The 26,135-nt window shown below is 68.6% G+C and carries 28 protein-coding genes and 1 pseudogene; 20 read left to right on the top strand and 9 right to left on the bottom strand.

Features of this window, described 5'->3' with window-relative positions:
• Positions 1 to 242 precede the first annotated feature (242 nt).
• A complete protein-coding gene (locus A5712_RS00140) occupies positions 243 to 578 on the top strand; it encodes a DUF732 domain-containing protein (protein ID WP_082973189.1) in 336 nt (111 codons plus the stop codon).
• Between the two features lie 98 nt (positions 579 to 676).
• Complete coding sequence (locus A5712_RS00145; RefSeq protein WP_068099963.1) at positions 677 to 2,896, top strand: acyltransferase family protein; 2,220 nt, start codon at positions 677 to 679, stop codon at positions 2,894 to 2,896.
• 14 nt (positions 2,897 to 2,910) lie between these two features.
• On the opposite strand, the gene A5712_RS00150 is transcribed toward A5712_RS00145, so the two are convergent.
• The gene (locus A5712_RS00150) at positions 2,911 to 3,201 is read right to left on the bottom strand and encodes a hypothetical protein (RefSeq protein ID WP_156766328.1); all 291 of its coding nucleotides are present in this window, start codon (positions 3,199 to 3,201) and stop codon (positions 2,911 to 2,913) included.
• Between the two features lie 14 nt (positions 3,202 to 3,215).
• On the bottom strand, positions 3,216 to 3,605 hold the full coding sequence (locus A5712_RS00155; RefSeq protein ID WP_068099965.1) for a heme-binding protein: 390 nt from the start codon (positions 3,603 to 3,605) through the stop codon (positions 3,216 to 3,218).
• Positions 3,606 to 3,718: 113 nt separating this feature from the next.
• Between A5712_RS00155 and A5712_RS00160 the strand changes: the two genes are divergently transcribed.
• From A5712_RS00160 to A5712_RS00210, 12 genes and pseudogenes are all read left to right on the top strand, one after another.
• Positions 3,719 to 4,156 (top strand): cupin domain-containing protein, encoded by a 438-nt coding sequence (locus tag A5712_RS00160; RefSeq protein ID WP_231981886.1) that lies wholly within the window; start codon positions 3,719 to 3,721, stop codon positions 4,154 to 4,156.
• A gap of 102 nt (positions 4,157 to 4,258) precedes the next feature.
• Positions 4,259 to 4,888: pseudogene (phoU, locus tag A5712_RS00165) on the top strand (phosphate signaling complex protein PhoU); the annotation flags it as partial.
• 6 nt (positions 4,889 to 4,894) lie between these two features.
• Positions 4,895 to 5,197, top strand: coding sequence for a DUF3349 domain-containing protein (locus A5712_RS31580; RefSeq protein ID WP_231981890.1), 303 nt, complete (start codon positions 4,895 to 4,897; stop codon positions 5,195 to 5,197).
• 103 nt (positions 5,198 to 5,300) lie between these two features.
• On the top strand, positions 5,301 to 6,455 hold the full coding sequence (locus A5712_RS00170; protein WP_068099969.1) for a cation:proton antiporter: 1,155 nt from the start codon (positions 5,301 to 5,303) through the stop codon (positions 6,453 to 6,455).
• A 97-nt stretch (positions 6,456 to 6,552) separates the two neighbouring features.
• Entirely contained in the window at positions 6,553 to 6,777 is a 225-nt protein-coding gene (locus A5712_RS00175; RefSeq protein WP_068099971.1) for a hypothetical protein, read from the top strand.
• Between the two features lie 127 nt (positions 6,778 to 6,904).
• Positions 6,905 to 7,882 (top strand): NAD(P)H nitroreductase, encoded by a 978-nt coding sequence (locus A5712_RS00180; protein ID WP_068099973.1) that lies wholly within the window; start codon positions 6,905 to 6,907, stop codon positions 7,880 to 7,882.
• An 8-nt stretch (positions 7,883 to 7,890) separates the two neighbouring features.
• A complete protein-coding gene (locus A5712_RS00185; protein WP_231981888.1) occupies positions 7,891 to 9,015 on the top strand; it encodes a 4Fe-4S dicluster domain-containing protein in 1,125 nt (374 codons plus the stop codon).
• Between the two features lie 22 nt (positions 9,016 to 9,037).
• Complete coding sequence (locus A5712_RS00190) at positions 9,038 to 9,853, top strand: FAD/NAD(P)-binding protein (protein WP_156766330.1); 816 nt, start codon at positions 9,038 to 9,040, stop codon at positions 9,851 to 9,853.
• Positions 9,854 to 10,612 carry an oxidoreductase gene (locus tag A5712_RS00195; RefSeq protein ID WP_068099976.1) on the top strand — a complete coding sequence of 253 codons (759 nt, stop codon included), beginning with the start codon at positions 9,854 to 9,856 and terminating at the stop codon, positions 10,610 to 10,612.
• A complete protein-coding gene (locus tag A5712_RS00200) occupies positions 10,609 to 11,901 on the top strand; it encodes a Ni/Fe hydrogenase subunit alpha (protein ID WP_068099978.1) in 1,293 nt (430 codons plus the stop codon). Before A5712_RS00195 ends, A5712_RS00200 begins: the two co-directional genes overlap by 4 nt.
• On the top strand, positions 11,898 to 12,371 hold the full coding sequence (locus A5712_RS00205) for a hydrogenase maturation protease (protein ID WP_068099980.1): 474 nt from the start codon (positions 11,898 to 11,900) through the stop codon (positions 12,369 to 12,371). Before A5712_RS00200 ends, A5712_RS00205 begins: the two co-directional genes overlap by 4 nt.
• Positions 12,372 to 12,515: 144 nt before the next feature.
• Positions 12,516 to 13,925, top strand: a complete 1,410-nt coding sequence (locus A5712_RS00210) for a bifunctional lysylphosphatidylglycerol flippase/synthetase MprF (protein ID WP_068099982.1) — start codon at positions 12,516 to 12,518, stop codon at positions 13,923 to 13,925.
• Between the two features lies 1 nt (position 13,926).
• Here A5712_RS00210 and A5712_RS00215 read toward each other — a convergent pair whose 3' ends face one another.
• From A5712_RS00215 to acsA, 7 genes are all read right to left on the bottom strand, one after another.
• On the bottom strand, positions 13,927 to 14,361 hold the full coding sequence (locus tag A5712_RS00215; RefSeq protein ID WP_068099984.1) for a pyridoxamine 5'-phosphate oxidase family protein: 435 nt from the start codon (positions 14,359 to 14,361) through the stop codon (positions 13,927 to 13,929).
• 61 nt (positions 14,362 to 14,422) lie between these two features.
• Positions 14,423 to 15,400, bottom strand: a complete 978-nt coding sequence (locus A5712_RS00220) for an NAD(P)H nitroreductase (RefSeq protein ID WP_068100027.1) — start codon at positions 15,398 to 15,400, stop codon at positions 14,423 to 14,425.
• A 112-nt stretch (positions 15,401 to 15,512) separates the two neighbouring features.
• Positions 15,513 to 15,767 carry an acyl carrier protein gene (locus A5712_RS00225; protein WP_068099986.1) on the bottom strand — a complete coding sequence of 85 codons (255 nt, stop codon included), beginning with the start codon at positions 15,765 to 15,767 and terminating at the stop codon, positions 15,513 to 15,515.
• A gap of 14 nt (positions 15,768 to 15,781) precedes the next feature.
• Complete coding sequence (locus A5712_RS00230; RefSeq protein WP_068099988.1) at positions 15,782 to 17,011, bottom strand: dihydrolipoamide acetyltransferase family protein; 1,230 nt, start codon at positions 17,009 to 17,011, stop codon at positions 15,782 to 15,784.
• The gene (locus tag A5712_RS00235; RefSeq protein WP_068099990.1) at positions 17,008 to 17,997 is read right to left on the bottom strand and encodes an alpha-ketoacid dehydrogenase subunit beta; all 990 of its coding nucleotides are present in this window, start codon (positions 17,995 to 17,997) and stop codon (positions 17,008 to 17,010) included. Before A5712_RS00235 ends, A5712_RS00230 begins: the two co-directional genes overlap by 4 nt.
• Positions 17,994 to 18,971 carry a pyruvate dehydrogenase (acetyl-transferring) E1 component subunit alpha gene (gene pdhA / locus A5712_RS00240; RefSeq protein WP_068099993.1) on the bottom strand — a complete coding sequence of 326 codons (978 nt, stop codon included), beginning with the start codon at positions 18,969 to 18,971 and terminating at the stop codon, positions 17,994 to 17,996. Before pdhA ends, A5712_RS00235 begins: the two co-directional genes overlap by 4 nt.
• Positions 18,968 to 20,767 (bottom strand): acetate--CoA ligase, encoded by a 1,800-nt coding sequence (acsA, locus tag A5712_RS00245; RefSeq protein ID WP_068099996.1) that lies wholly within the window; start codon positions 20,765 to 20,767, stop codon positions 18,968 to 18,970. The genes pdhA and acsA overlap by 4 nt, the downstream gene beginning before the upstream one ends.
• Positions 20,768 to 20,953: 186 nt before the next feature.
• Between acsA and A5712_RS00250 the strand changes: the two genes are divergently transcribed.
• From A5712_RS00250 to A5712_RS00275, 6 genes are all read left to right on the top strand, one after another.
• Complete coding sequence (locus A5712_RS00250) at positions 20,954 to 21,940, top strand: nitroreductase family protein (protein WP_068099998.1); 987 nt, start codon at positions 20,954 to 20,956, stop codon at positions 21,938 to 21,940.
• Positions 21,937 to 22,218 carry a DUF1918 domain-containing protein gene (locus A5712_RS00255; protein ID WP_068099999.1) on the top strand — a complete coding sequence of 94 codons (282 nt, stop codon included), beginning with the start codon at positions 21,937 to 21,939 and terminating at the stop codon, positions 22,216 to 22,218. The genes A5712_RS00250 and A5712_RS00255 overlap by 4 nt, the downstream gene beginning before the upstream one ends.
• Position 22,219: 1 nt before the next feature.
• Positions 22,220 to 22,462: a hypothetical protein gene (locus tag A5712_RS00260; protein ID WP_068100001.1), complete on the top strand. Its 243-nt coding sequence runs from the start codon at positions 22,220 to 22,222 to the stop codon at positions 22,460 to 22,462.
• Positions 22,463 to 22,579: 117 nt separating this feature from the next.
• Entirely contained in the window at positions 22,580 to 23,011 is a 432-nt protein-coding gene (locus A5712_RS00265) for an Hsp20/alpha crystallin family protein (protein ID WP_068100003.1), read from the top strand.
• Positions 23,012 to 23,015: 4 nt separating this feature from the next.
• A complete protein-coding gene (locus A5712_RS00270; RefSeq protein ID WP_082973184.1) occupies positions 23,016 to 25,058 on the top strand; it encodes an erythromycin esterase family protein in 2,043 nt (680 codons plus the stop codon).
• Between the two features lie 28 nt (positions 25,059 to 25,086).
• The gene (locus A5712_RS00275) at positions 25,087 to 26,079 is read left to right on the top strand and encodes a 1-phosphofructokinase family hexose kinase (RefSeq protein ID WP_068100004.1); all 993 of its coding nucleotides are present in this window, start codon (positions 25,087 to 25,089) and stop codon (positions 26,077 to 26,079) included.
• The last annotated feature ends 56 nt before the right edge of the window (positions 26,080 to 26,135 follow it).

Consider the following 26,135-nt stretch of genomic DNA (forward strand, 5'->3'; position numbering starts at 1 on the left):
GCGCCGTGGGACTCGGTGGAGGCGTGGCACTTTCAGAGCCGACGTCTCCTTCCCCGGCGCCGACGCGCCCGACACAGGCCTCGAAGCCGCCCGGGCCCGACCTCCCGCCAGGGATCGTTGACGCCCCCTCGATCCCACTGGGTCCGCTGATCCCGGACTCATAATCTATTGATCGCCCGTAACGACAGGAGGCCGCGACCGGTATGAATGTCGGTTCCGCGAAGTGGTGGATAGTCGGCGCGATGCTGCTGTCCGCCAGCGCGCTGACGCCGGCAGCACTAGCGTCGGCGGACCCAAGCGATGATGCGTTCGTCGCGGCGCTGGAGAACTACGGGATCGACACCGACGGCCGTGACGCCGTGATCGCGCATGGGCATGCGGTGTGCGCCGCCCTTGATAAGGGCCAAGACTCGAGCGTCTTGGCGCTCAAGGTGATGAACGACCCCGATCTGAACATCTCCTCGCGGCGGGATGCCGGCTTCTTCGTCGGCGCTTCGGTGGCGGCCTACTGTCCGCAATACCGGGGTTCCGTCGATCCGTCGGTAATCTGGCTGCTGCCGTTTGCCCCGATGATGTGAGGGGAAGGTCGGTCCCCGCCACCAGCGAAAACGGTCTCACAGGAGCCTCTGGAGGCCATTTTCCTGCCCGACGGCAGCGCCTCTGGGACCATAGGCCGGTGACCACGCGCCAGGCCGACACCGTTCGCCCCGTCGAACGGGTGCAGGCTCAGCGGCCGGCAGAGACCGGATTCCGCGACGATATCGAGGGCTTGCGCGGCTTCACGCTGTTGGCCATCCTCGGCTTTCACATCTCGATGCCCGGTGTCAGCGGCGGCTTCGTCGGCCCCGACATCTTCTTCGAAATCTCGGGCTTCGTCATCACCGGGCAGCTGTGGCGCCAGGTGAGCACCACCGGCACCATCGGACTGCGCAAGTTCTATGGGGCCCGGGCCCGGCGACTGCTGCCGGTATCGGCCACGGTGGGCGTCATCACCGCGATCGCCGCGGCCCTCTTGCTGCCCGTCGTGCAGGCCCAGGGCGCCCTGAAGGACGCCATCGCCTGCGCGTTGTACGTCCCGAACTTCTGGTTCATCGTCCAGCAGGTCGACTATTTCGCCGGCGGCACGCCCTCGCCGTTCCAGCACTACTGGACGTTGGGCGTGGAGGAACAGTTCTACCTGTTGTGGCCGCCGTTGATCGTCGGCACGGCGTGGCTGATCCGGCGCCTGCGCCGGCGCGACAAGACCGACGCGCCCGTGTCGAAGAAGCCGTACCTGGCGCTCGTGACGGTGATCGCGACCGTGTCTTTCGCGCTGTCGCTGCTGATCACCTACGTGATGCCGCTCGCGGCATATTTTTCGCTCTTCACCAGGGCCTGGCAATTGGCCGTCGGCGCTTTGGTGGCCCTGACGGCCGAGTACTGGAGCCGGCTTCCGGCGCGAGCCGCAGTGATCACGGGATGGGTCGGAACGGCCATGGTCCTGTGGGCCTGCGTCGTTTTCACCCCGGACATTCCCTATCCCGGCAGCGCCGCGCTGTTGCCCGTCCTGGGCACCGCGCTGGTGCTCGGCGCCGGCTGTTCGACGCCGAACCGGGGCGCGGGGCGGGTCCTGGCCTGGTCGCCGATGCGGGCGATCGGGCGGCTGTCCTACTCGTGGTACCTGTGGCACTGGCCGGTGCTGGTGTTCGCCCCGATCATCGTGGGCCATCCGCTGGGCCTGGCCGGCAGGTTCGTGGCGGCGGTCGTCGTCTCCGGCGGGCTGGGCTGGCTCACCCTGCGTTTCATCGAGAACCCGTTGCGATACGCCGCTGTCCTGCGCAAGTCGCCGGCGAAAAGCCTGGCGGTCGGCGGGTTCGCCACGTCGGCGGCGGCCTGCGTGGGCGTGGCGTTGCTGATGTGGGTGTCTTCGCTGCCGATGCCGGTCGCGGTCGCGCGCGGCGCGCAGGCCACGCCGCTGAGCATCACTGCCGGGCCCGTCCCGACGGGGACCAACATCGAGGCCTACGACGCGGCGGTGCAGAACGTGTTCTCGCAGGTACAGGCCGCGGTCGCGGCATCGGCCGATGTGCAGGCCGTGCCGTCGAACCTGAAGCCGTCGATCGGCGATGCGGCGGGCGAAATCGGGGCCATGTTGTTCAACGGCTGTCTGCGCGCCCCCCTGCAGGCCGGGCAGCCCGAGTGCGCGATGGGCGACACCGCCTCCAAGACGACGGTGGCCATGGTCGGCGATTCGCATTCGTCGATGTGGATTCCGGCGTTCCAGCAGATCGGCACGCAGCGCCCCTGGCGACTCGAAGCGATGGCCAAGGCGGCCTGCCCGATGATGGACCTACCGATCGCCAACCCGCTGGTCAGTCCGCTGGTCGAATACATCCAGCGCTGCGGGCAGTGGCGCGGTCAGATCATGGACCGGCTCCGCGCCGAGCACCCCGCGCTCGTCATGGTGAGCGTGTTCCGCGGGTACACCGCCACCCACAGCAACGGATTCCGCTCGGGCTTCACCTCGTACGACCCGGCCTGGAACGACGGCCTTACCCGCCTGGTGAGTCAACTGCGCGAGACCGGCGCCAAGGTGCTCGTGCTCGGGCCGCTTCCGCACCTGACCACCTCGGTGCCGGGCTGCCTGTCCGAGCACCTCGAGGACGCGACGGAATGCTCGCCGCCCATGTCATACGCGTTCGACCGACCCGGCATGGCCGCCGAGGCCGCCGCCGTCAAAGCCGGCGGCGGGCAGTACGCGGACCTCTCCGAACTGTTCTGCACCGCGAAGCGCTGCCCGGTCGTCGTCGGCAACACGCTGGTCTACGTCGACGCGGGGCACCTGACGCTCGAATACTCCCGGCTGTTGGCGCCGGCGATCGCGGCGCTAGCCGACCGCGCGCTCGCCGGGGGCTGACGCCCACACCGCTTCTAGGTGCAGCCGCTCACGTGGATTCGCCGGCCGACACCGGCGCACACGCTCACGTTCGGTGGCGGAAAGTCTTGCGGCAGAGGGGCATAGTCGCCCGGCGGCGGGGCGTAGGTGTTGACCGTGTCGGCGACGTTGGTGCACCCGCTCACCGAAACGCGCCGACCGACGCTCGCGCAGACGTCGGCGTTGGCCACGCCGGGGGGCTGCACGACGGCATAGATTTCCGGGATCGCCGTGAGGGCCAACACCGTGACCCCCGCGGCCGTCCACGACCGCGCCCACAGGTTCATCGCGATCTCCTTCGCTAGGGGGTGGCGCTGCTGTCGCCCAGCAGCGGCGTCCACTGGCAGCGCTGCCTGGCGTCGGCCAGCGGCTGACGGATGTTCTCCAGGTCCGCCTGCTCTTGCGGGTTGGCGTTGAAGTAGTTCTGCACGTTGTCGCGGATCTGGTCCTTGGGCTGGTCCTGAAGTCCGGTGTAGAACCCGTTGACGTCCGGGTGCGTGTACAGGTAGGTCGACAGCGAGGCGGCGACACCCGCTGCGACACCGGCGATGTCGGCGGCCGTGCAGTTGGCCGGCCGGGGTGGCGGATCGGCCGCGGCGGTCCCCGCGGTGGCCAATAGCGTGCCGGCGACCGCACCGGCGCCGATCGCACCGACGATTAGCCGGCCCCGAATGGAGGTCGGGAGAAACATAGCGGGCTCCTTCCTGCGCATAGATCATCTTCTGCCAACCTCGTCGGTTCCGGAAGGGTCGCGACCTGGCTCGGTTCCGTTAGTGTCCTAAGGCGCCGACAGGGAGGAACGCAGTGAACCGTTTGTATGCGCGGCCGGCCGGATTGATGTCCGCGGCGTTGGCGACGGCCATCGCGATGCCCGCGACGGCACACGCGACGCCGCCGATCGCGGTCAGCGCGGTGACCCTGTCGAAGCAGACCGTCGACGGCAAGGACTACATCGTCAGCGAGATCACGGTCGCACCAAACGGAAGCACCGGCTGGCACACACACCAGGGCGAGATTTACGGCGTCATCAAGTCCGGCGTGTTGACCCACTACGGCTCGGACTGTCAGCAAGACGGCGTCTACGGCCCCGGGGCTGCCATCACCGACCCCACGGGCCCAGAGCACGTTCACCTCGCCCGCAACCTGGGGACGACGCCACTGGTCCTCGACGTGACCTACATCGATCCGGCCGGCGCGCCCACCTCCGACAGCGCACCCAACCCCGGCTGCGACTTCGAATGAGCACGTTCGGCGCGTCCCGACCGCGGTCGGAGTTTGGCAACGAGTGCTGTCAGGAGCCAAAGTCGTTGTCGCGTAGCAACAGCCGCCTTAGTGTGAGCGCACATGCGCACCGCATTCCATCGGCAATTGGAGGCTCTGACAGCCTCCGTCGCCGACATGTGCGCGCGGGCCGCTGGTGCGATGCAGCGCGCCACGCACGCGGTGCTGCACGCCGATGTGTCGCTTGCCGAATGTGTCCATAGCGACCACCACAAGATCGTACGGCACGGCAGCTCCGCCCAACGAAAGGCTTTGGCGCTGTTGGCGCTTCAAGCCCCGGTGGCAGGCGATCTTCGAATGGTCATCGGCGACCTCAAGAACATCGCCGATGCCGAGCGCATGGGTGCTTTGGCGTCGCACGTGGCAGAAATCGCACGCCGTCGTTACCCCGCCTGCGCGTTGCCCGACGAGGTGATCGGTCACTTCGCCGAAATGGGTCGCATCGCCACCGATCTCAGCAACGTCGCCGGACACGTCGTGCGATCCCGAGACCCGGTCGCCGCTGCGCGAATGCGGCACGACGACGACGCAATGGACGAGCTGCACAGCCAGCTGTTCACCCTGATGATTGACAGGCCGTGGAACCATGACGTGTCCGCCACCGTCGACGTCACCCTGCTCGGCCGATACTACGAACGCTTCGCCGATCACGCCGTCGAGATCGGGCGCCGAGTCAGCTTCCAGGCCCGAGGAGAGCCGATGTCTGTTTCCGGTGCCATCGCACGGATTCTGGGGTTCCTGCGCGCCGGCTACCCCGCGGGGATTCCGGCCACTGACACCTTCCCGTTGCTGGCGGTCCTGCGTCGGCGTTTGTCCGAGCGGGAGGTCATGCAGATCGCGGCTGAGCTCGTCGCGCACGGCGACCTGCCGGTGGACGCTACGACTATCCGGGTCATGATCAGCAAAATCACGGATCAGATGCCCGCACCCGAGGAGGTCGAACGCGTCAAGCGACATCTCGAGATGTATGGATGGCCGGTCAGCGACGAGTTTCCGGCATAGGGCAGGAAAAGGCCGTCGCGGGACTCTCCGGGCGCCCTTGCCTGCCGGCGGCGAACCGGGATGCAGAATGACTTGGTGCTGACCGCGCGGAAGGGCCCCTGACGTGCATGCGTTCGGCTTCCACACCCTGGCACTGCTGACCGCGATCGGTTTCGCCGGTCCGCTGCTGGCGTCGGTTCCGCACCTGCGCATTCCGGTGGTCATCGGCGAGCTCGCCGCCGGGCTCATCGTCGGCAAGACCGGCTTCGGCATCATCGACGACACCAGCCCGACCCTGCAATTGCTCGCCAACATCGGCTTTGCGCTGGTGATGTTCGTGGTGGGCACCCACGTCCCGATCCGCGATCCCCAGCTGCGTTCGGCGGCGCCGCGGGCGCTGCTGCGTGCGGTCGCGGTGGGCGCCGCCGCGGCGGTCCTCGGCGTCGCGCTCGGGGAGGCGTTCGACACCGGGCACGCCGCGCTCTACGCGGTGCTGATGGCGTCCTCGTCGGCGGCGCTGGCGCTGCCGGTGATCGATGCGCTGCGGCTGCAGGGGCCCGACGTGCTGTCGGTGACCGTACAGGTCGCCATCGCCGACGCCGCGAGTATCGTGTTGCTGCCGTTGGTGATTGACCTGCGCCGAGCGCCGGTCGCGGCGCTCGGCGCGCTCGCCATCGCGGCCTGCGCGGTGGTGGTATTCATCGTCCTGCGAGCGGCCGACCGCAAGGGCTGGCGCCAGCGCCTGCACAAGTACTCCGAAAAGCGGCGGTTCGCACTGGAATTGCGCACCAACCTGGTCGTCCTGTTCGCTCTGGCGGCGCTGGCAACCAGCACCCACGTATCGATCATGCTGGCGGGCTTCGCGTTGGGTCTGGTGATCGCGATGGTCGGCGAACCGCGACGGCTGGCGCGCCAGCTGTTCGGTATCACCGAGGGGTTTTTCAGCCCGCTGTTCTTCGTCTGGCTGGGCGCCTCGCTACAGGTGCGCGAGTTGGGCGCGCACCCGAAGCTCATCCTGCTGGGGCTCGGCCTGGGTCTGGGTGCCGTGCTGGCGCATTGCGTGGGAAGGCTGCTCGGCCAGCCGCTGACGCTGGCGGTGCTGTCCGCCGCGCAGCTCGGCGTGCCGGTGGCCGCCGCCACCATAGGCACCGAGGAACACCTTCTCGTCCCGGGCGAAGCCTCGGCGCTGATGTTCGGCGCCTTGCTGACGGTCGCCGGCACATCGCTCGCCGGCGCGCTGGCGGCGCGCGGCCGGCCGGCCACCCAACACCCCGGGTGACGAAGGACCGAAGCACTCCCAGCCGGGTCCATTTGGCCCTACGGGCCCGCGCAGCGCAGTGGTCGGATGGAGTCTTAAGCCGATCTAGGGGGCTGCCATGAGGGATCGTTTGTATCGGGTCTCCGATCGTCTGCACGAGGGTCGCACCGTCGCGGTGCGCGGTAACGAGATCGCACACGTCGTGTCGGCGTGGCTCGCCGAGCTGGGCGCGGACAGCCCGCTGGCGGACGACCTCGAACGGGCGGTCCGCGTCGGCGATTGGGCGGCGGCGCGCACGGTCGGCGACCAACTGTCCGTCTACGTCGCCGTCATCGCGGCCTAGGACTTGTCATGTCGAGCTCCGCAATTGGCCCAAAGTCCTTTTGCCAGGTGCCGTCGTGCTCTCGCACGTCACGTTCTGCCTACGCGATCGTTGACGTGACGAAGCTTTACCGAAGGGAACCACAGCGATGAACGCGCGCTTTCCGGATGCTGGCACAGTCCGGACTGTCCTGACCCTGGCGGGCCGCGCCCCCTCGGTGCACAACACGCAACCGTGGCGGTGGCGGGTCGACGACACCAGCCTGCACCTGTACGCGGACGCCGAACGCCAGCTGCCCAACACCGACCCGGACGGCCGGGATCTGATCTTGAGCTGCGGCACCGCGCTGCATCACTGCGTCGTCGCCTTCGCCGCCGTCGGTTGGCTGTCCAAGGTGACCCGGCTACCGAACCCGGACGACCCCAATCACCTTGCCGCGATCGAGTTGTCGCCCTACCCGGCCGACGCCGTCGACATTGCGCTCGCCGCCGCGATACCGCGGCGCCGCACCGACCGTCGCCACTACAGCTCCTGGCCGGTGCCCATCGGGGACATCGCGCTGATGGCCGCCCGGGCCGCCCGAAACGGCGTGACGCTGTGCCAGGTCGAGGACCTCGACAAGCTGAACAAGATCGTCGCCGAATCTGTTGCGGAGCACTTCAATCGCGACTACCTCGCCGAGCTGACGGCGTGGAGCGGGCGCTACGCGTCGGTGGCGGGCGTTCCCGCGCACAGCACGCCGGCCTCGGACCCGGCGGCGAAGATACCCGGGCGGTTTTTCGCCGGCCCCACGCTGCCGCAGGCGCCCGAATCGTCCTCCGAGGAGGACAACGCCGTGGTGCTCGCGCTGGGGACGCGGGCCGACGACCGGCTGGCGCGGCTGCGGGCCGGCGAGGCCACCAGCGTCGTGCTCCTGACCGCGACGTCGATGGGACTGGCCAGTTGCCCGGTCACCGAACCACTCGAGATCGCCGACACCCGCGAACTGGTTCGCTCCGACATCTTCGGCGGCGGCAACTACCCGCAGATGCTGCTCCGGGTGGGCTGGGCGCCCATCAACGCCGACCCGCTGCCCGCGACGCCGCGGCGCGAGTTGACCGATTTCGTCGAGTGGGTGAACGAGTAAGTGTGCCCGTGAGCGGAGACGGCGAACGCCATCGGGTCGCGTCGTTCGACGCGGCCGGGCTGCACCGGCTGGTCGAGGTGCTGATCGAGCGGGGCTACCGGGTAGTCGGTCCGACGTTGCGGGACAACGCGATCGTGCTGGCGGAGCTGCAATCCGCGGACGAGCTGCCGCGCGGCTGGGGTGTCGACGTCTCTCCGGGGCATTATCGGGTGCGCCGCCGCGACGACGACGCCGCCTTCGGGCACTCGGCCGGGCCGCAGTCGTTCAAACAATTCCTGCATCCGCCGCGGCAGCGACTGTGGGCCGGCACCCGGGACGGGACGAGCGAGGCCGAACCAGATGGGCCAGCGCCGCGCTACGCGTTCCTCGGCGTGCGCGGGTGCGACCTGGCGGCGATCTCGACCCTCGACGGGGTGCTAGGCCGCTCCGAGTATCCGGACAGCTCTTTCGTCGGCCGGCGGCGACGGGCCTTCATCGTCGCGGTGAACTGCACGGAGCCGGGCGGGCTGTGCTTCTGCGCATCGATGGGCACCGGCCCCGCGGCCGGGCCGGGCTACGACTTGGCCCTGACGGAGCGCCTCGACGGGGACGCGCCGTCATACCTCGTCGACGTCGGCAGCGACGAAGGCGGCGACGTCCTCGCGGCGGTGGCGCACCGGGACGCGAGCGATGACGAAATCGCTTCTGCGCGTGCCGATGTCGAGGACGCGGCCCAGCACATGGGCCGCCGGATGCCGGACACGGACCTGCGGGAGCTGCTGATCGCCTCGCGGGAATCGCCGCAGTGGGACGAGGTGGCCAGCCGCTGCCTGACGTGTGGCAACTGCACGATGGTGTGCCCGACCTGCTTTTGCACCACCACCGAGGACGTAAGCGACCTCACCGGCGAGCACGCCGAGCGTTGGCGGCACTGGGCGTCGTGCTTCGAGTTCGACTTCACCTACGTCCACGGCGGCGGCAGCGTGCGCCAGTCCGGGGCGTCGCGCTACCGGCATTGGCTGACCCACAAGCTGAGCACCTGGCACGACCAGTTCGGCACGTCGGGCTGCGTTGGCTGCGGTCGGTGCATCGCCTGGTGCCCCACCGGCATCGACATCACCGCGGAGATGAACAAGATGGCCGGCAATGACTGAGCGGGGTGAGCCCGCATCGGCGATGGCGCCGGTGCCGTACCGGGTGCGCAGCCGCATCGTGGAGAGCCCCGATTCGGCGACGCTGTGCCTCGAGCCCGTCGGCGAGTCGCTGCGGACCCCGCTGCCGGGGGAGTTCATGATGCTCTACGCGTTCGGCGTGGGCGAGGCCGCGATCTCGATCAGCGGCGACCCCACCGTGACCGACGGTTCGATCACCCACACCATCCGCGCGGTGGGGGCGGTGAGCCGGGCCCTGCACAACGCCGAACCCGGCAGCGTCATCGGCGTCCGCGGTCCCTTCGGCACCACCTGGGGGCTACAGGAAGCCGTCGGGCGCGACCTGGTCCTGGTCGCCGGCGGCGTGGGCCTGTGCCCGCTGCGTCCGGCGGTGCTGGGCGCGCTGGCCGGACGATCGAGCTACGGCAAGGTGACGCTCATCGTCGGCGCGCGCTCGCGGGCGGATTTCGTGTTCGCCGAACAACTCGAAAAGTGGGCCGACGACCCGCAGATCGAACTGCACGTCACGGTCGACGTCCCGGTCCAGGGCTGGCGGGGCGAGGTCGGCCTGGTCACCGAGCCGCTGCACCGGCTCACGCTCGACCCCGATAACACCACCGCATTCCTGTGCGGGCCGGAGCCCATGCTGCGATTCGGCGCCGAGGCGCTGCTGGCGAAAGGCGTGGCCGCCCAGGACATTCGGGTGTCGCTGGAACGCAACATGCAATGCGGGATCGGGTGGTGCGGTCACTGCCAGCTGGGTCCGCTGCTGCTGTGCCGCGACGGCCCGGTCGTCGGCTACGACGTCGCCGGCCCGCTGCTTTCCGTGAAGGAGCTTTAGATGAGCCCGACCACACTGGCCGTGTGGAAGTTCGCGTCCTGCGACGGTTGTCAGCTCACCCTGCTGGACTGCGAGGACGAGCTGCTCACCCTGGCCGACCAGGTGCAGATCGCCACGTTCGCCGAGGCGTCCAGCGCGATGGTCGGCGGACCGTACGACGTGTCGCTGGTGGAAGGCTCGGTCACCACCCACCACGACGAGCAGCGCATCCGTGAGATCCGCGAGCAGTCAAAGGTTCTCGTCACCATCGGTGCGTGCGCGACGGCCGGGGGAGTGCAGGCGCTGCGCAACTTCGCCGACGTCGCCGAGTTCGCCTCCGTCGTCTACGCCAAACCGGAGTACGTCGACACGCTGGCGACCTCCACGCCGGCGTCGGCGCACGTCAAGGTCGACTACCAGCTGCCCGGCTGCCCGATCGACCGCGGCCAGCTGCTCGACACCCTTGCGGCCCTGCTGATCGGGCGCAAGCCCCAGATCCCGGCCAAGACGGTGTGCACCGAGTGCAAGCTCCGCGGCGTCACGTGTGTCGTTGTCTCGGAAGGGATTCCGTGCCTCGGCCCGGTCACCCACGCCGGCTGTGGGGCGCTGTGTCCCCGGCACCATCGCGGCTGCTTCGGCTGTTTCGGGCCCTCGGCGGCGCCGCGGACCGCGACGCTGATCCCGCTGCTGCGCCGTGATGGGATGTCCGACGGCGCCGTCGACCGGGTGTTCTCGACGTTCAACGTCACCGCCTTCGCGGCCGAACGGGACAAGCGGTGAACCCGTCGACCCGCACGCTGAGCGTGGGCACGCTGACGCGCGTCGAGGGCGAAGGCGCGCTGCGTGTCGCCCTGAAGGACGGACAACTGGAAAGCGTCGAGCTGAACATCTATGAGCCGCCCCGGTTTTTCGAGGCGTTCCTGCGCGGACGCGCCCACACCGAGCCACCCGACCTGACGGCGCGGGTGTGCGGCATCTGCCCGGTCGCCTATCAGGTCAGCGCGTGCAACGCGATCGAGGACGCCTGTGGTGTCGAGGTGGACCAGGAGCTCGTCGAGCTGCGCCGCCTGCTCTACTGCGGCGAGTGGATCCACAGCCACATCCTGCACATCTACCTGCTGCACGCGCCGGATTTCCTCGGCTACCCCGACATCATCGGCATGGCGCGCGACCACGCGCGCGACGTCGAGCGCGGGCTGTCGCTGAAGAAGGCGGGCAACCAGCTGATGGAGTTCGTCGGGGGTCGCGCGATCCACCCGGTCAACGTGCGGCTGGGCGGATTCTATTCGGTGCCAACGCGATCGGACTTCGCGCCGCTCGAGGAGCAGTTGCGCCGGGCGCTGGACGACGCGCTCGCGACGGTCGAATGGGTGTCGCGCTTCGAGTTCCCCGACCTCGAGCTGGACCACGAGTTCCTGGCGCTCACGGCGCCCGGCCGATACCCGATCGAGAACGGCGCCATCGCGCGAAGCGTCGGCCCGCCGTTTCCCGTGGCCGAGTTCACCGACCACGTCGTCGAGTCCCAGGTGCCCCACTCCACCGCCCTGCACGCGACGCTCGACGGCGGCCGCCACCTGACCGGGCCCCTGGCCCGGTACTCGCTGAATTCCGCGGCGCTCTCAACCGTGGCGGCGCAGGCCGCCGCGCAGGCCGGCCTGTCGACCGAATGCCGAAACCCGTTCCGCAGCATCATCGTCCGCGCCGTCGAGGTGGTCTACGCGATCGAAGAGGCCCTGCGGATCATCGACGAATACGAGCGTCCGGCGCGCCCGTTCGTCGACGTCCCGGCGCGCGCCGGAGTCGGCCACGGGGTCAGCGAGGCCCCCCGCGGCCTGCTCTACCACGGCTACCGCATCGGCGAGGACGGGCTGATTTCGGCGGCGACCATTGTCCCGCCGACCTCGCAGAACCAGGCGGCCATCGAAGCCGACCTGGCCAACCTGGTCTCCGGGAACCTCGCCCTCGACGATGCCACGCTGACCTCGCTGTGCGAGCAGCTGATTCGCAGCTACGACCCGTGCATCTCGTGTTCCGCGCACTTCCTGACGCTGACGGTGCAACGGGGATGACGGCCGCGCCGGGCGGGACCGTGGTGATCGGCCTGGGCAACCGCTACCGCGGCGACGACGGCGTCGGCGTCGCCGTGGCCGCCGAGCTGGACCGGTTGGCGCTGCCCGCGGTTCGCGTGGTGACCGACATCGCCGAACCGACGAGCCTGCTCGAGGCGTGGTCGGGCGCCGCGCTCGCCGTGGTGATCGACGCCGCGGTCGGGACGCCGCCGGCACCGGGCCGCGTCCGGCGCTGCGGCCTGAGCGACGTGGCGGCCAGTGACGGATTGAGTTCGCACAGCATCGATATCGTTCGCACGCACGCGTTGGGCGAGGTGCTCGGGCGAGTGCCCGACGAGCTGGTGCTGCTGACGGTGGAAGTCGCCGACACCGGTCACGGGACCGGTTTGAGCCCCCGGGTCGCGCGCGCGGTGCCGGAAGTCGTCGGCATGGCGGTGGCCGAGCTCACCTGTCGCGCGGCCAACCAATAGGTGGGTTTCATTTGTGATAGCGCCGGTGCTATCGCAAATGGAAATCGCTCAAGGGACTTAGGGCCACAGCCCCGGGACGAACGGCTCTCGCGGGTGTGCGGGCGCGCTGGTTAGCGTCGAAATGGTCGAGAGCGAGATTGACTTGTGTCCGAGCAGCCGTTGATCGCCGGCGCCGTCGAGCAGCGGGGCCGCGAACGGGTGCTGCTCAGAGCCGACGTCGCGGCGGCCCGCCTCGGCAGCGTGGCAATTCTGCTGTGCGCCGTGGGTTGGCTGGCGGCGCTGGAGGTGCGCGGACATCTCGGCTTCGAGCGGGTCACCCCCGGGCGGTTCGGGTGGTCGGTGGCGTTGCTCGCCGCGGCGGCCTTCATCGCGCGCGGCATTTTCCTTGGCCGGCCGGTCACCGCCGGGCACGCGCTGGTCGCCGCCGCCGCGCTGGGCGCTGGAGTGTTTGCCCACTTCCTCTCGTACGCCGTGCTCGGGAACTTCCTCATCGCCGGCAGTGGGCTCGCCCTCGTCCTGGGGACGACGGCCAAACCGCAACCGGAGCTGCTGGACCAGGTGTGGCCGCTCGTCGACGCCACTCGCGAGGATCCGTTGTCGCCCTTCGCCATGCACTCGTCCAAGAGCTATTACTTCAACGCGGACCGGTCCGCGGCGATCGCTTACCGCACCCGGCTCGGGTTCGCCGTCGTCAGCGGCGACCCGATCGGCGACGCCACCCAATTCGAGGCGTTAATAACGGATTTCGTCCGGATGTGCCGAAGCCGCGGTTGGCAGATCATCGTGCTGGCCGCCGGCGAGCGGCACATCAGCCTGTGGCGCAACGACGTCGTCGGCCAGCAGATGATCACGGTGCCGATCGGCCGCGACGTCGTCGTCGACGTCCCGCGCTTCACGTTGGCGGGGCGCCGTTTTCGCAACCTGCGCCAGGCGGTGCAGCGGACCCGCAACAGCGGGGTCACCACGCAGATCGTCGACGAGCAAGGGCTCGACCAAGCGCTCTTCGCCGAGCTGACCGAGGTGCTGTATGCCGCGCACCGCGCAGCGCGGACCGAACGCGGCTTCTGCATGAACCTGGACGGGGCCCTGCAGGGCCGCTATCCCGGCATCAAGCTGGCCATCGCGCGCGACCGGTCCGGGCGGGTGGTGGCGTTTCACCGCTACACCACGGCCGACGCGGGACTCGAGGTCAGCCTCGACGCACCGTTCCGCCGCCCCGACGCCCCGAACGGTGTCGACGAGCGCCTCAGCGTGGACATGATCGGCGAAGCGAAACTCAGTGGAGCGCTCCGGCTTTCGCTGGCGTTCGCCGCTTTCCCGGAGATCTTCGACGCCGAGAACCCGACGCCGCTGCAACGGGCCGCGTATCGGTTGATCCACCTGCTCGACCCGTTGATCCGGCTGGAGTCCCTGTACCGCTACCTCAACAAGTTCCATTGCGTGGCCGAGCGACGGTACGTGGTCCTGTGCGCCCACCACATCCCGGCTGCGCTGCTGGTGTTGCTGTCGCTCGAGTTCCTGCCGCGCCCACGCCGCAAGCGACTGGTGAGATGACTCAGGCGCGGTCGCGGCTGCCCAGCAGCGGCGGTCCGAACCGGAACCGGCGGCCGGTGACCATGTCCGCAAGCACCCGCACGTAGTGCGTCTTCTCGGAGGACAGCCACGGCAGCAGTTGCGCGCGTTCGGCTTCCTGGATCTGCTCGTCGGTGCGCAGCGAGCGGGCCCTGCCCTTGACGATCACGCTCCAGCCCTCCGCCACGTTGTGCTCGTCGACCTCGAACAGCACGCGGTTGTTGATCGCGGTGCTGACCAGCTTGGTGCCCTCCGCCGTGCGAAACAGGATCGACTTGTGCTGAACCACGAAGTTGACCGGGAAGATCTCGGGCACGCCGTCGACGCTGGTGACCAGTCGTCCCAGGGCCACGCCGGACATCAGCGCCCAGCATTCGTGCTCCGGCAGGATCGTCACGCCGTCATCGGTTATGGACATCAGCCACCCTTCTTCGATAGGTCAAAGTCATTCAACCGCTTGGCCGTTCGGGCAAGCGTAGCTAGCAAATCCGCAGCACTTCCTCCGGCGCACGCCTGGGGGTCGGCGCGGGTGCCGCTTCCATCGGCGGCGCGATGCCGGCGCGGATCAGCACCTGCGGTTGGCCGTCGTGTTCCAGCAGGCCGCGCACGACGTCGCGGCTTTCGTCCAGCTCGATCAGATGGGTGAGCGTGCACGTCGCCAGGAAAGCCATCGTGCATTCCAGCAGCACGTTCGACAACACTTCGCCGCACCGCAGCACGTCCGCCCTGGTGTCTTCGGGGGTGGACAACACCAAGATCTTCGACCAGTCCACCGCGACCTCGGGACGGCGATCCTGTTCCGTCCGGGCCGGGAATTCCCGTGCCACGTCCACGCGGCCAATTTCCTTGCCGGACAACAGCGCACCCGGCGGCACACCCTCGTTCATCGCGAAAGGCGATGTCCACCATTCGAGTTCGGCGTGATACGACGCGTCGTCGCGGCGCAGCGCCTCGGTGAGCTGTGACGCCTTGACCAGCTCGGGGCGCTGGTCGTCGCGGAGCACGTCGAGTGCCACCAGGCTCTCGTCGAAAGTGCTGCGCAGCACGGGCTCGAAGAGGTCCCAGTAGGTGGGCTGTCCCATCGGGAGCCGGTCGGTTCGGCGGTGCAGGATCGCGTTGGCGCGGTCGCGCTGCGCGCTCGTAACGTACTCGACGGGGTGGAATTCGACGGTCGCCAAATGGTCTGGGTCGTTCGGATTGGGAAACCGTTCGACCTCCGAGCCCCATCCGGATGCGAGCATGGCGACCCGAAGGTGATCGAGCGCGGCGCCGCAGCTGAGGATTGCCTCCCGGCCGGAACGGTCCGTGCCCGGCACCGTTCGGTCGCGGTCGACGAACAGCCGCAGAGCCCCGTCTTCGGCGACCCACCGCCACGGCTGGCTGTTGTGCACCGACGGAGCCCGGCACGCGAGCTGCACCGCTTGTCGGAGGGTCTGCGTGTCCACCGTCGTTTTCATGGCCGTCAATTCCTTGCCGAGGTTTGGCTTCACCATCGACGGTAGGCCCGAACCCGGCCGGCGGCCAGGGTCGTTGTACCCGGTCGCCGGGGCCGATCAGGTGCCGAAAGGCCTACGCAGAAGAGTTCTTTTCGACGTAGCCCACCACGTCGGCCAGCGTTCGAAGCGACCCGTAGTCCGATTCGGGGATGTCGACATGCAGCCGCCGGTGAATGCCGCGAAGGAAGCTGAGCCAGTCCATCGAATCGAGGTCGACCTGGTCGCGCAGCAGCGCGTCGTCGCTGATGTCGTCCGGCTCGACCTCCGGGGCGATGTTTGTCAGCACGGAAAGGACCGCCGCCCGGGTGTCTTCGTTCGTTGTCGTCATGGCACTCACTTCCCTCACTTTTCGAGGAGGTCGGGCTGCTGGAGCAGCTCGTTGATCGCGCTGAGGAACAACGCACCCCGGTGGCCATCACTCGCGCGATGGTCGGCGGCGAGCGTCGCTTGCACGGTGCTCATCACCCGGATTCCGCCGTCGATGACGCAGACCCGCTGGGCCGGCTGGCCGAAGCCGACGATCGCCACCTGCGGTGGGTAGATGACGCCGAAGACCGTGTCGACGCCCTTGTCGCCGAGGTTGGTGACGGTGATCGTCGGGTCGGACATTTCCGAGCTTCGCAAAGAGAAGGAGCGCGCCCGCGCGACGAGATCGGTGAGGTCGTCCATCAATTCGTCGAGCTTCTTTTCTGGAACGTCATGGATGGCCGGCGCGACGAGACCGCCGCCGCGCAGCGAGATCCCGACGCCGACATGGACCCCGTTCGCGGGCTCGAACCCGTCGTCGCGCCAAAATCCGTTGAACTCGCCGAATCGCTGCGCGGCAAGGCCGACGGCCTTGAGCAGCAGAACGGCCGGCAGCACCCGCTCGTCGATGGACCGTTGCGCGTTTCGGGTGGTCAGCCAGGTCAGCGACTTCTCCAGCACGATCTCGTCGGCAAGATAGTAGTGCGGGATCTCGTGCTTCGACCGGCTCATCGCAGCGGCGATCGACGTGCGCATCGCGGCCGCGCGGTCGGCCGCGACGTTCTTGCTCGGTGCCTTGTCTTTGGGTTCTTTCGCTTTCTGGGCGGCGGCGTGCCGGATGTGGGCGGCGGCGTGCTCGACGTCGCTGATGATGACGGCGCCCTGCGGGCCGGTGCCGCTCAGCGCGTCGATGTCGACGTGCAGGCTCATCGCGAGGCGGCGAGCCGCCGGCGACACCCACCGACGGTGCTGCGGGGCGCCGGCGGGACTGACCCCGACGGGCGCCTTGGCGCGTTCCGCCGGCGGCTTCTCATCGCGGGCTGCGGACCGCTGCTTGGCGGCGGGCCGGGCCCGCTTTTCCGCCCGCTCGCCCGGGGCCAGCAGCGTCGCCAAAGTGGTTCCCACTTGGACCGTTTCGCCGACCGGGACGAGCAGTTCGCCGACGGTGCCCTCCTGCCAGCATTCGATTTCCACGGCGGCCTTGGTGGTTTCGACGACCGCCACGATCTGGCCGCGCGTCACCTTGTCCCCGGGCTTGACCAGCCACTCGTTGAGTGTGCCCTCGTCCATGTCGGCGCCCAGGGCGGGCATCTTGAACTCGATCATTGCGGCGGCTCACCGAACAGGCCCTGGACGGCGGCGACGATCTGCGCGGTTTGCGGCAGAGCCGCCTGCTCCAGGTGCTTCGCGTACGGCATCGGGACCTCGGCGCTGCAAACCCGGGCGATGGGGGCGTCGAGATCGTAGAACGCGCCCTCCACCACCCGCGCGGTGATCTCGGCGGCCAGACTGCCGCTGCGCCAGGCCTCGTCGATGACGACCAGCCGGTGCGTCTTGCGCACCGATTCCAATACGGTGTCCTCGTCAAGTGGCCGCAACACCCGCAGATCGATTACCTCGCAATCGATTCCGGTCAGCGACAATTCGTTTGCGGCGTCGAGCGCCTTCCACAGCGAGCCGCCGTAGGCCACCACGGTGACATCGTTGCCGGCGCGGCGAACGGCCGCTCCGGAAATGTCGGTGGGGCCGAGGGTTTCGATGTCCGACGAGGTGTTGTAGAGCTGGACGTGTTCGAAAATCACCACCGGGTCGGGGTCGGCCAGCGCCGGGCCCAGCATACCGTAGGCGTCCTCGACGGTGGCCGGGGCCAGCACCTTGATGCCGGGGATGTGGGCGTACCAGGGCTCCAGGCTGTGCGAATGCTGCGCCGCCAGCTGGCGTCCGGCCCCCGTGGCCATGCGCACGACGATCGGGACCGAGAACTGCCCGCCCGACATGTGGCGAAGGGCCGCAGCGGTATTGACGATCTGATCGAGTGCCAACAGGCTGAAGTTCACCGTCATGACTTCGACGATGGGGCGTAATCCGTTGAGGGCGGCCCCGATTCCGATCCCGACGAAGCCCAGCTCCGACAGCGGCGTGTCGCGCACCCGCTCGGGTCCGAATTCGTCCAGCAGGCCCTTGGACGCCGCGTAGGTTCCGCCGTAGCGGCCGACATCCTCACCCATCAGCACCACGCGCGGGTCGTCGTGCAGGGCGTCGCGAATCGCGTCGTGAACCGCGGCCCGGTAGGTCGTCTTGGTGGTTTTCATCGTGCCTCCTCCGGAGTCGGGGTGAGCACGTCGCGTTCGAGATCCGCCACGTCCTCCCACGTGCCCGCCTCGGCGAAGGCGACCGCGGCCTCGATCTCGGCGACGGCCGAATCCTCGATCTCCCGAACGTCTTCGGCGGACAGCGTGCCGTCGTCCAGGCACCTGTGGGTGAACGACCGGATCGGGTCGCGGTCGCGCCATCGTGCCACCTCGCCCTTGTCGCGGTACAGCTCGGGGTCGAACATCGAATGCGCCCGGAATCGATAAGTGCGGAACTCGATGAAGAACGGTCCGCCGGTGTCGCGGACATGATCGACGCCCTGCTGCGCGGCGACGTGGCAGGCCTCGACATCCATCCCGTCGACGGCCATGGTCGGCACGCGGTACGACGCCGCCTTGACGGTGAGGTCGGTCTGCGACTGTGCCCGCTCCAACGCGGTGCCCATCGCGTAAAGGTTGTTCTCGCAACAGAACAACACCGGCAGGTGCCACAGCGCCGCCATGTTCAACGACTCGTGAAACGCGCCCTCGGCCACCGCGCCGTCACCGAAGTAGCAGGCCGTCACCCGCTTCTGCTGCAGCATGGAGTCGGCCAGCGCGATGCCCACCGCCAGCGGCAGGCCGCCGGCGACGATCGCGTTGCCGCCGTAAAACCGCTTCGACGCGTCGAACAGGTGCATCGACCCGCCCCGGCCGCGGGAGCAGCCCTCCTGCTTGCCGAACATCTCGGCCATGATCGAGGTCATCGGGATGCCGCGCAGCAGCGCGTGCGCGTGCTCGCGGTACGTCGCGACCACCGCGTCGTCGTCGGCCAGCGCGCGCAGGGACCCGGCGGCGACGGCCTCCTCGCCGACGTAGAGATGCAGGAACCCGCGAATCTTGGCCGCGCTGTAGAGTTCCGCGCACTTCTCCTCCATGCGGCGCACGCGAACCATGTCCGACAACAGTTCATGGGCCAACTTTGTGTCTGTCACGACGGCACCCCCTCGGCGTGGCGGTCCGGTTGTCTCTCGATGGTTGAGGTGTCGCCCTCGGGCAGCCCGAGTTCGCGGGCCTTCAGCAGCCGGCGCATGATCTTGCCGCTGCTGGTGTGCGGCAACGAGTCGACGAACTCGAGCTCCTTGGGCGCCACGGTGGCGCCCAGCCGCTTGCGCGCGTGGCCGATCAATTCCCGGCGCAGGTCTTCGTCGCCCACCACGCCGTTCTTCAGCGTGACAAAGGCTTTCACCATTTCGCCGACGGTCGGGTCGGGTATGCCGATGACGGCCGCCTCGGCAACCGCCGGGTGATCGGTGAGCGCGCTTTCGACCTCGAACGGGCCGATCAGGTGCCCCGCGGACTTGATCACGTCGTCCTTGCGCCCGACGAACCAGAAGTAGCCGTCGGCGTCCTTCTTCGCGAGATCCCCACTCAGGTAGAGCCCATCGGCGAAGGCGTTGCGGTAGCGCTCCTCGGCACCCAGGTAGCCGCGGAACATCGAGGGCCAGCCCGGCTTGAGCGCGAGCTCACCCTCGACATCGGGCTCGTCGACCACGGTGGTCGTGCCGTCGTCGTTGTGGCGCACGATGAATGCGTCCACGCCGGGCAGCGGCCGGCCCATGGATCCCGGCTTGATGTCGAACGCCGGCGTGTTCGCGATCATGATGCCGCCCGTCTCGGTCTGCCACCAGTTGTCGTGAATCGGCAAGCCCAGCACCCGCTTTCCCCACCACACGGCCTCGGGGTTGAGCGGTTCGCCCACGCTGGCGATGAACCGCAGGCGCGGAAAGCGGTATTGCGCGGGCAGTTCCGGGCCCGCCTTGATCAGCATCCGGATCGCGGTCGGTGCCGTGTACCACACCGACACGCCCTGGTCCTGCAGGATCTGATACCACCGCTGGGCGTCGAACTCGGCCTCGTCGACGATCGAGGTGACCCCGTGCAGCAGCGGGCTGATGATGCCGTAGGAGGTTCCCGTCACCCAGCCGGGATCCGCGGTGCACCAATAGGTGTCGTCGGGATGCAGGTCCAGCGCGTACAGGCCGGTGAGATAGTGCATCGCCACCGCGCCGTGCACGTGGATGGCGCCCTTCGGGGTGCCGGTGGTGCCGCTGGTGAAGTGCAGCAGCGAGGGGTCGTCGGCGGTGGTCGGCTCGATCGGCGCGTCCTCGTCGGCCGCGTCCACCCACTGCCAGAAGTTGAGCGTTCCGGGTAGGGGATCGGCGGTGCCGACTTGGTCGACGACGAAGACATACCGCACCGACGGCAGCCGGTCATGGATCTTGGCGACCTTGCGGCGGTAGAGCGCCTCGGTGGTGACCAGGACGTCGGCCTGCCCGATGTTCACCCGGGTCGCGATGGGCTCGGGCCCGAAAGCGGAGAACAGCGGCGAAACGACGCTGCCGTTGCGAAGCGCACCCAGCATCGCGATGTAGAGCTCGGGCGAGCGGTTCATCATCGTGAACACGCGGTCGCCCTTGCTGATGCCGAGCGAACGCAGGACACTGGTGAATCGTCTGGTGAACCGGCCGAGGTCCGCGTAGCTGAGGTCTCGGGTGGTGATCGCGCCGTCCCAGCCCCCGTCGAGGATGAATCGCAACGCGGTGCGGGTCGCGGTCGGGCCCTCCGCATGCCGGTCAACGGCGGCGTAGGCGATGTTGCAGCCGCCGGGTCCCATGCCCTCGCACAACGCCGGTACGTCGGACCAGTGAAACTGCGCGCGCGCTTGTTGGTAATCGGTGAGGTTGGGGCGGACGACGCAGTCGTCAGGGGTCTTGTGGATGACGTCCATGGGGGGTCCTAGCGGTGTGGCCGGCTCTGTCGCCTGGGCATGTTCATCGTTTGCCCGGCTCGCAATGCCGCAATAGAGACGAAAGTCATCAATGGACCGGCGTCGCCCACCCGGGGACCAAGGACCCTGGCGGCGGAACGCGCGCATGCCCGAGGGTCGGGATGGGACAGGAAGTGAGCGTGCGCAATGACCCAGACGACGGTGGATACCGGCGTGATCACCAGCGCGGTGGAGTTGGCGTGCCGCGCACCGTCGCTGCACAACATTCAGCCCTGGCGCTGGGTGGTGCACAAGGCGAGCGTCGACCTGTTCATCGACCCGCACCGGACAGTTACGGCGACCGACAGGTCGGGTCGCGAGGCGATCATGAGCTGCGGCGCCGCGCTGGATCATTTTCGGGTCGCGCTGGCCGCCGCCGGCTGGGACACCAACGTCGATCAGTTCCCCAACCCGAACAATCTCGACCACCTCGCCGCGGCCGACTTCGCCTCTCTCGACTATGTGACGCAGGCCAGGCGGGATCGCGCCGACGCGATACCGCGTCGCCGGACCAACCGGCTGCCGTTTCGCGCGCCGAGGCACTGGCCGTCGTTCGAAGCCGTATTGCGCAGCTCGTTCGACGACGAGCTGGTGACCCTCGACGTCCTGAGCGACGATGCGCGGCCGCGGTTGGCCGAGGCGTCCCGGCTCACCGATGAGTTACGTCGCTACGACGATTCTTATCAGCACGAATTGCTTTGGTGGACATCGCCGTTGCGGGAGGCGGAAGGGATCCCCGAAGGTGCGCTGGCCTCGGAGTCGGACGCCCGACGGGTCGACGTCAACCGCCGGTTCCCCATCGACCCGTCCGACGAGCGGAGCTCCGCGGGCACCTACGACGAGGCGAAAATCCTCGTGCTGTCCACACCCGGGGACGCGCGGGTCGATGCGCTCAACTGCGGCGAGGCGCTTTCGGCGATCCTGCTGGAGTGCACGATGGCCGGCCTGGCCACCTGCCCGGTAACGCACCTCACGGAGCTGCAATCGAGTCGCGACGTCATTTCGGATCTGACGATGCGGCCCGCCGCGGTTCCCCAAGTTTTGGTCCGCGTCGGCATCGAACCCGAGGGGGAGTTGACCCCCGAGCCGACGCCGCGGCGGCCCTTGGGCGACGTGTTGGAGATCCGGCGATGAAGGCCAAGGTGGGGGACTGGCTGGTGATCAAGGGCGGCACCATCGGACGCCGGGACGTGCGCGGGTTGATCACCGAGGTGCGGTCGGCGGAAGGCGAGCCGCCATACCAAGTTCGGTGGCTCGACACCGACGAACGGGCGACGGTGTTCCCGGGCCCCGACGCGATCGTCGTCACGGCGGCCGAGCAGCGAGCCGCCGACAAGCGGGCGCGGTCGCGGTTCGCCGCGATGCAGGCGGCCATCGCGGGTCAGGCGCGCACGGCGGGCAACAGGAATTGAAATGTCCTCTCTGCCAAGCGGTCCACCGCTGCTGACCGACGGTGACGTCGACACGCTCGCGTGGCAGTTCCTGCGGTCGCCGTACGCGGACGACACCTATGCGGATTGGCCGCTGGACCGACGGCTCGACGGCTTCCTTCGCCGCGAGGGGTTGGACCGTCTCGTCGAGGATGGCGACACATACGACCTCATCCTCGATCGGGTGATGGCCTACATCGCCGCTCGGGCCCGGCTTTCCGGCTGACGAGGGCTGAGCCGACGAACGGCCCGCCACAGCGGGACTTCCGTCCCTACCGCGGTTCGCGGCCGACTGGTCGGATGGACTCGTCACTGCCACAAATGTCGAGTTCTAGGAGACAGCATGAGCACCCTCTCTGTTCGGCGTCAGCCGAGGTCGCTCTTCCCTGAGTTCTCTGAGCTGTTCGCCGGCTTCCCCCCGTTGGCCGGACTGCGCCCCGTCTACGAAGGCCGCGTGATGCGGCTGGAAGACGAGATGAAGGACGGCCGCTACGTGGTGCGCGCCGAGATGCCCGGTGTCGATCCCGCCAAGGACGTCGAGATCACCGTGCGCGACGGACAGCTGACCATCAAGGCTGAGCGCAGCGAGAAGAAGGATTTCGACGGGCGCTCGGAATTCTCCTACGGCTCTTTCACCCGCACCGTTTCGCTGCCGGCCGGCGCCGACGAGGACAGCATCGAGGCCACCTATGACAAGGGCATCCTGACTGTCACCGTGGGCATGTCGGAGCCCAAGCCGGCCGAGCGGCGCGTCCAGGTGCGATCCGCCGACTGACGACATGACCAGAGCAGCCGATGCCACCCGGCACGCGCCGCGGCGCGTGTTCCGCGACCGCGGCGAGGCCGGCCGGGTGCTGGCAAGCCTCCTCGGCGCTTATCGCGACCGGCGGAACGTCATCGTCCTGGGCCTGGCCAGAGGCGGCATCCCAGTCGCGTGGGAGGTGGCGGCCGCGCTGCACGCGCCGCTGGACGCCTTCATCGTGCGCAAACTCGGCGCCCCCGGCCACGAAGAGTTTGCGGTCGGGGCGCTGGCGAGCGGGGGCCGCGTCGTGGTCAACGACGATGTCGTGCGGGGACTGCGACTGACCTCGCAGGAACTGCGCGCCGTCGCCGAGCGCGAAGGCCGGGAGCTCGTCCGGCGCGAGGCGGCCTACCGCGACGGTCGCCCACCCCTCGACGTCACCGGCAAGACGGTCATCCTTGTCGACGACGGTTTGGCCACCGGCGCAAGCATGTTCGCGGCCGTGCAGGCGCTGCGCGAAGCCGAGCCCGCGGTCATCGTGGTCGCCGTGCCGGCGGCCCCGGAATCCACCTGCCGGGAACTCGCCGGCCAGGTGGACGACGTCGTCTGCGCGTCGATGCCCACCCCGTTTCATGCGGTGGGGGAGTCGTTCTGGGATTTCCGCCAGGTCACCGATGAAGAGGTCTGCCGGCTGCTCGCTACCCCGACCACCGAGGCGCCGACGAACACATCTCCGGCGCGGACGCCGGCCGAGGTCATCGGCAGTGTGGCCATCGATGCGCCGCAGGGCATCCCGTCGAGCGAAACGCTGGAGGAGCTGGTCGGCGACGCGCGGATCGTGCTGATCGGTGAGAGTTCGCACGGGACCCATGAGTTCTACGAGGCTCGGGCGGTAATCACGAAGTGGCTGATCGAGGAGAAGGGTTTCTGCGCCGTCGCCGCGGAGGCGGACTGGCCCGACGCGTACCGGGTCAATCGCTATGTGCGTGGTCTGGGCGACGACGACAGCGCGGACGATGCGCTGAGCGGATTCGAGCGCTTCCCCGCCTGGATGTGGCGCAACACGGTCGTGCGTGACTTCGTCGACTGGTTGCGCGCCTACAACAAACTCCACGAGTCGAATGGTCGGCGGCAGGCCGGCTTCTACGGCCTGGACCTCTACAGCCTGCACCGGTCGATGCACGAGGTGATCACCTACCTCGACAAGATCGACCCCAGGGCGGCGGCGCGGGCGCGGGAGCGTTACGCCTGCTTCGACCACGCCGCGGCCGACGACGGTCAGGCGTATGGCTTCGCGGCGGCGTACGGCGCGGGCCCGTCGTGCGAAAACCAAGCGGTCGAGCAATTGGTGGAGATCCAGCGCAACGCGCTCGCCTACGCGCGCAGGGACGGGCTGCTGGCCGAGGACGAGCTGTTCTATGCCCAGCAGAACGCGCAAACCGTGCGCAACGCGGAGGTGTACTACCGCGCGATGTTCAGCGGGCGCGTCAGCTCGTGGAACCTGCGTGACAGGCACATGGCTCAGACCCTCGAGGCGTTGCTGAATCATCTGGATCGCCACCAGGATGCGCCGCCGGCCCGAATCGTGGTGTGGGCGCACAACTCTCACGTCGGGGACGCGCGGGCAACCGAGGTGTGGGCCGACGGGCAACTCACGCTTGGTCAGCTCGCCCGTCAGCGCTACGGCAACCAGGCGCGTCTCATCGGATTCAGCACCTACGCCGGCACCGTGACCGCGGCCAGCGAGTGGGGCGGCGTGGCCGAACGAAAGGCGGTGCGCCCGGCGCTCAACGGCAGCATCGAGGAACTGCTGCACGAGACAGGCAGGGGCGCCTTCTTGGTGTCGGCGGCCATCAGCCCCGCGGCCGCGGACCCGCTCAGCACGGTCCGCTTGGGACGTGCCGTCGGCGTGATTTACCGGCCCGAGACGGAACGGCAAAGCCATTACTTTCACGTGCGCCCGGCCGACCAATTCGACGCGATGATTCACATCGACCAGACCCGGGCGCTCGAACCCCTTGAGGTGACGAGCCTCTGGATCGCCGGCGAAACGCCGGAAACCTACCCGTCCGGCCTGTAGCCGACGACAGCGAGCGGAGTCAACGACCATGCAGACGCCGGCGCGGCCGCCTGGGAGCCGACCCCAAATCGTCACGCTGACCATGAACCCGGCGCTGGACATCACGACGAGCGTCGACGTCGTGCGCCCGACGGACAAATTGCGCTGCGCCGAAACCCGTTACGACCCCGGCGGTGGCGGCATCAACGTCGCGCACATCGCGCACGAGCTCGGCGGGTCGGTGCTGGCGGTCTTTCCCGCCGGCGGGACGACCGGTGGCCTGATCGCGCGGCTGCTCGCCGACGAGGGCGTGCCGTTTTGGCAAGTCCCGATCGGCGCCGCCACGCGCGAGAGCTTCACCGTCAACGAGAACAGCAGCGGCCGCCAGTACCGCTTCGTTTTGCCGGGGCCGCAACTGACGCTGCGCGAACAGGCGCACTGCCTCGAACAGCTGCGGATGGCGGCGAAGTCGGCCGAATTCGTGGTGGCGAGCGGCAGCTTGCCGCCGGGCGTGACCACCGACTTCTATCAGCGGGTCGCCGACATGTGCGGCCACGTCGGGGCCCGTCTGATCCTGGACACCTCCGGCGGCGGCCTGCGGCACGTCTCCTCGGGTGTGTTCCTCCTCAAGGCGAGCGTGCGGGAGCTGCGGGAATGCGTCGGCCGTTCCCTGGAAACCGAGGCCGAACAGCTCGCGGCCGCACACGAACTCGTCGACAGTGGTCGCGCGGAAACGGTGCTGGTGTCCCTGGGGTCAAAGGGCGCGCTGCTCGCGACGGCCCATGCCAGCCAGCGTTTTTCGGCGATTCCGATGCCCGGCGGGAGCGGCGTTGGGGCCGGCGATGCGATGGTCGCGGCCATCACGGTCGGGCTCTCTCGCGGCTGGCCGCTGGTCAAGGCCGTTCGGCTGGGCATCGCGGCGGGCGCGGCGATGCTGATGACGCCCGGCACCGCCGCCTGCCTGCGCGCGGACGTCGAGAAGCTGTTCGCCCAATCGGCAGAACCCTGCGACCTTGCAAATGACGAACGGCTACCCAGATAAGGCCTAACGACCCCTCTGCAACGAGCGGCGCGGCAATAGCCTGAAATTTGAAGAGT

The sequence above is a fragment of the Mycobacterium sp. E2327 genome (assembly GCF_001672675.1).
In the GTDB taxonomy this organism is placed as follows: Bacteria; Actinomycetota; Actinomycetes; order Mycobacteriales; family Mycobacteriaceae; genus Mycobacterium.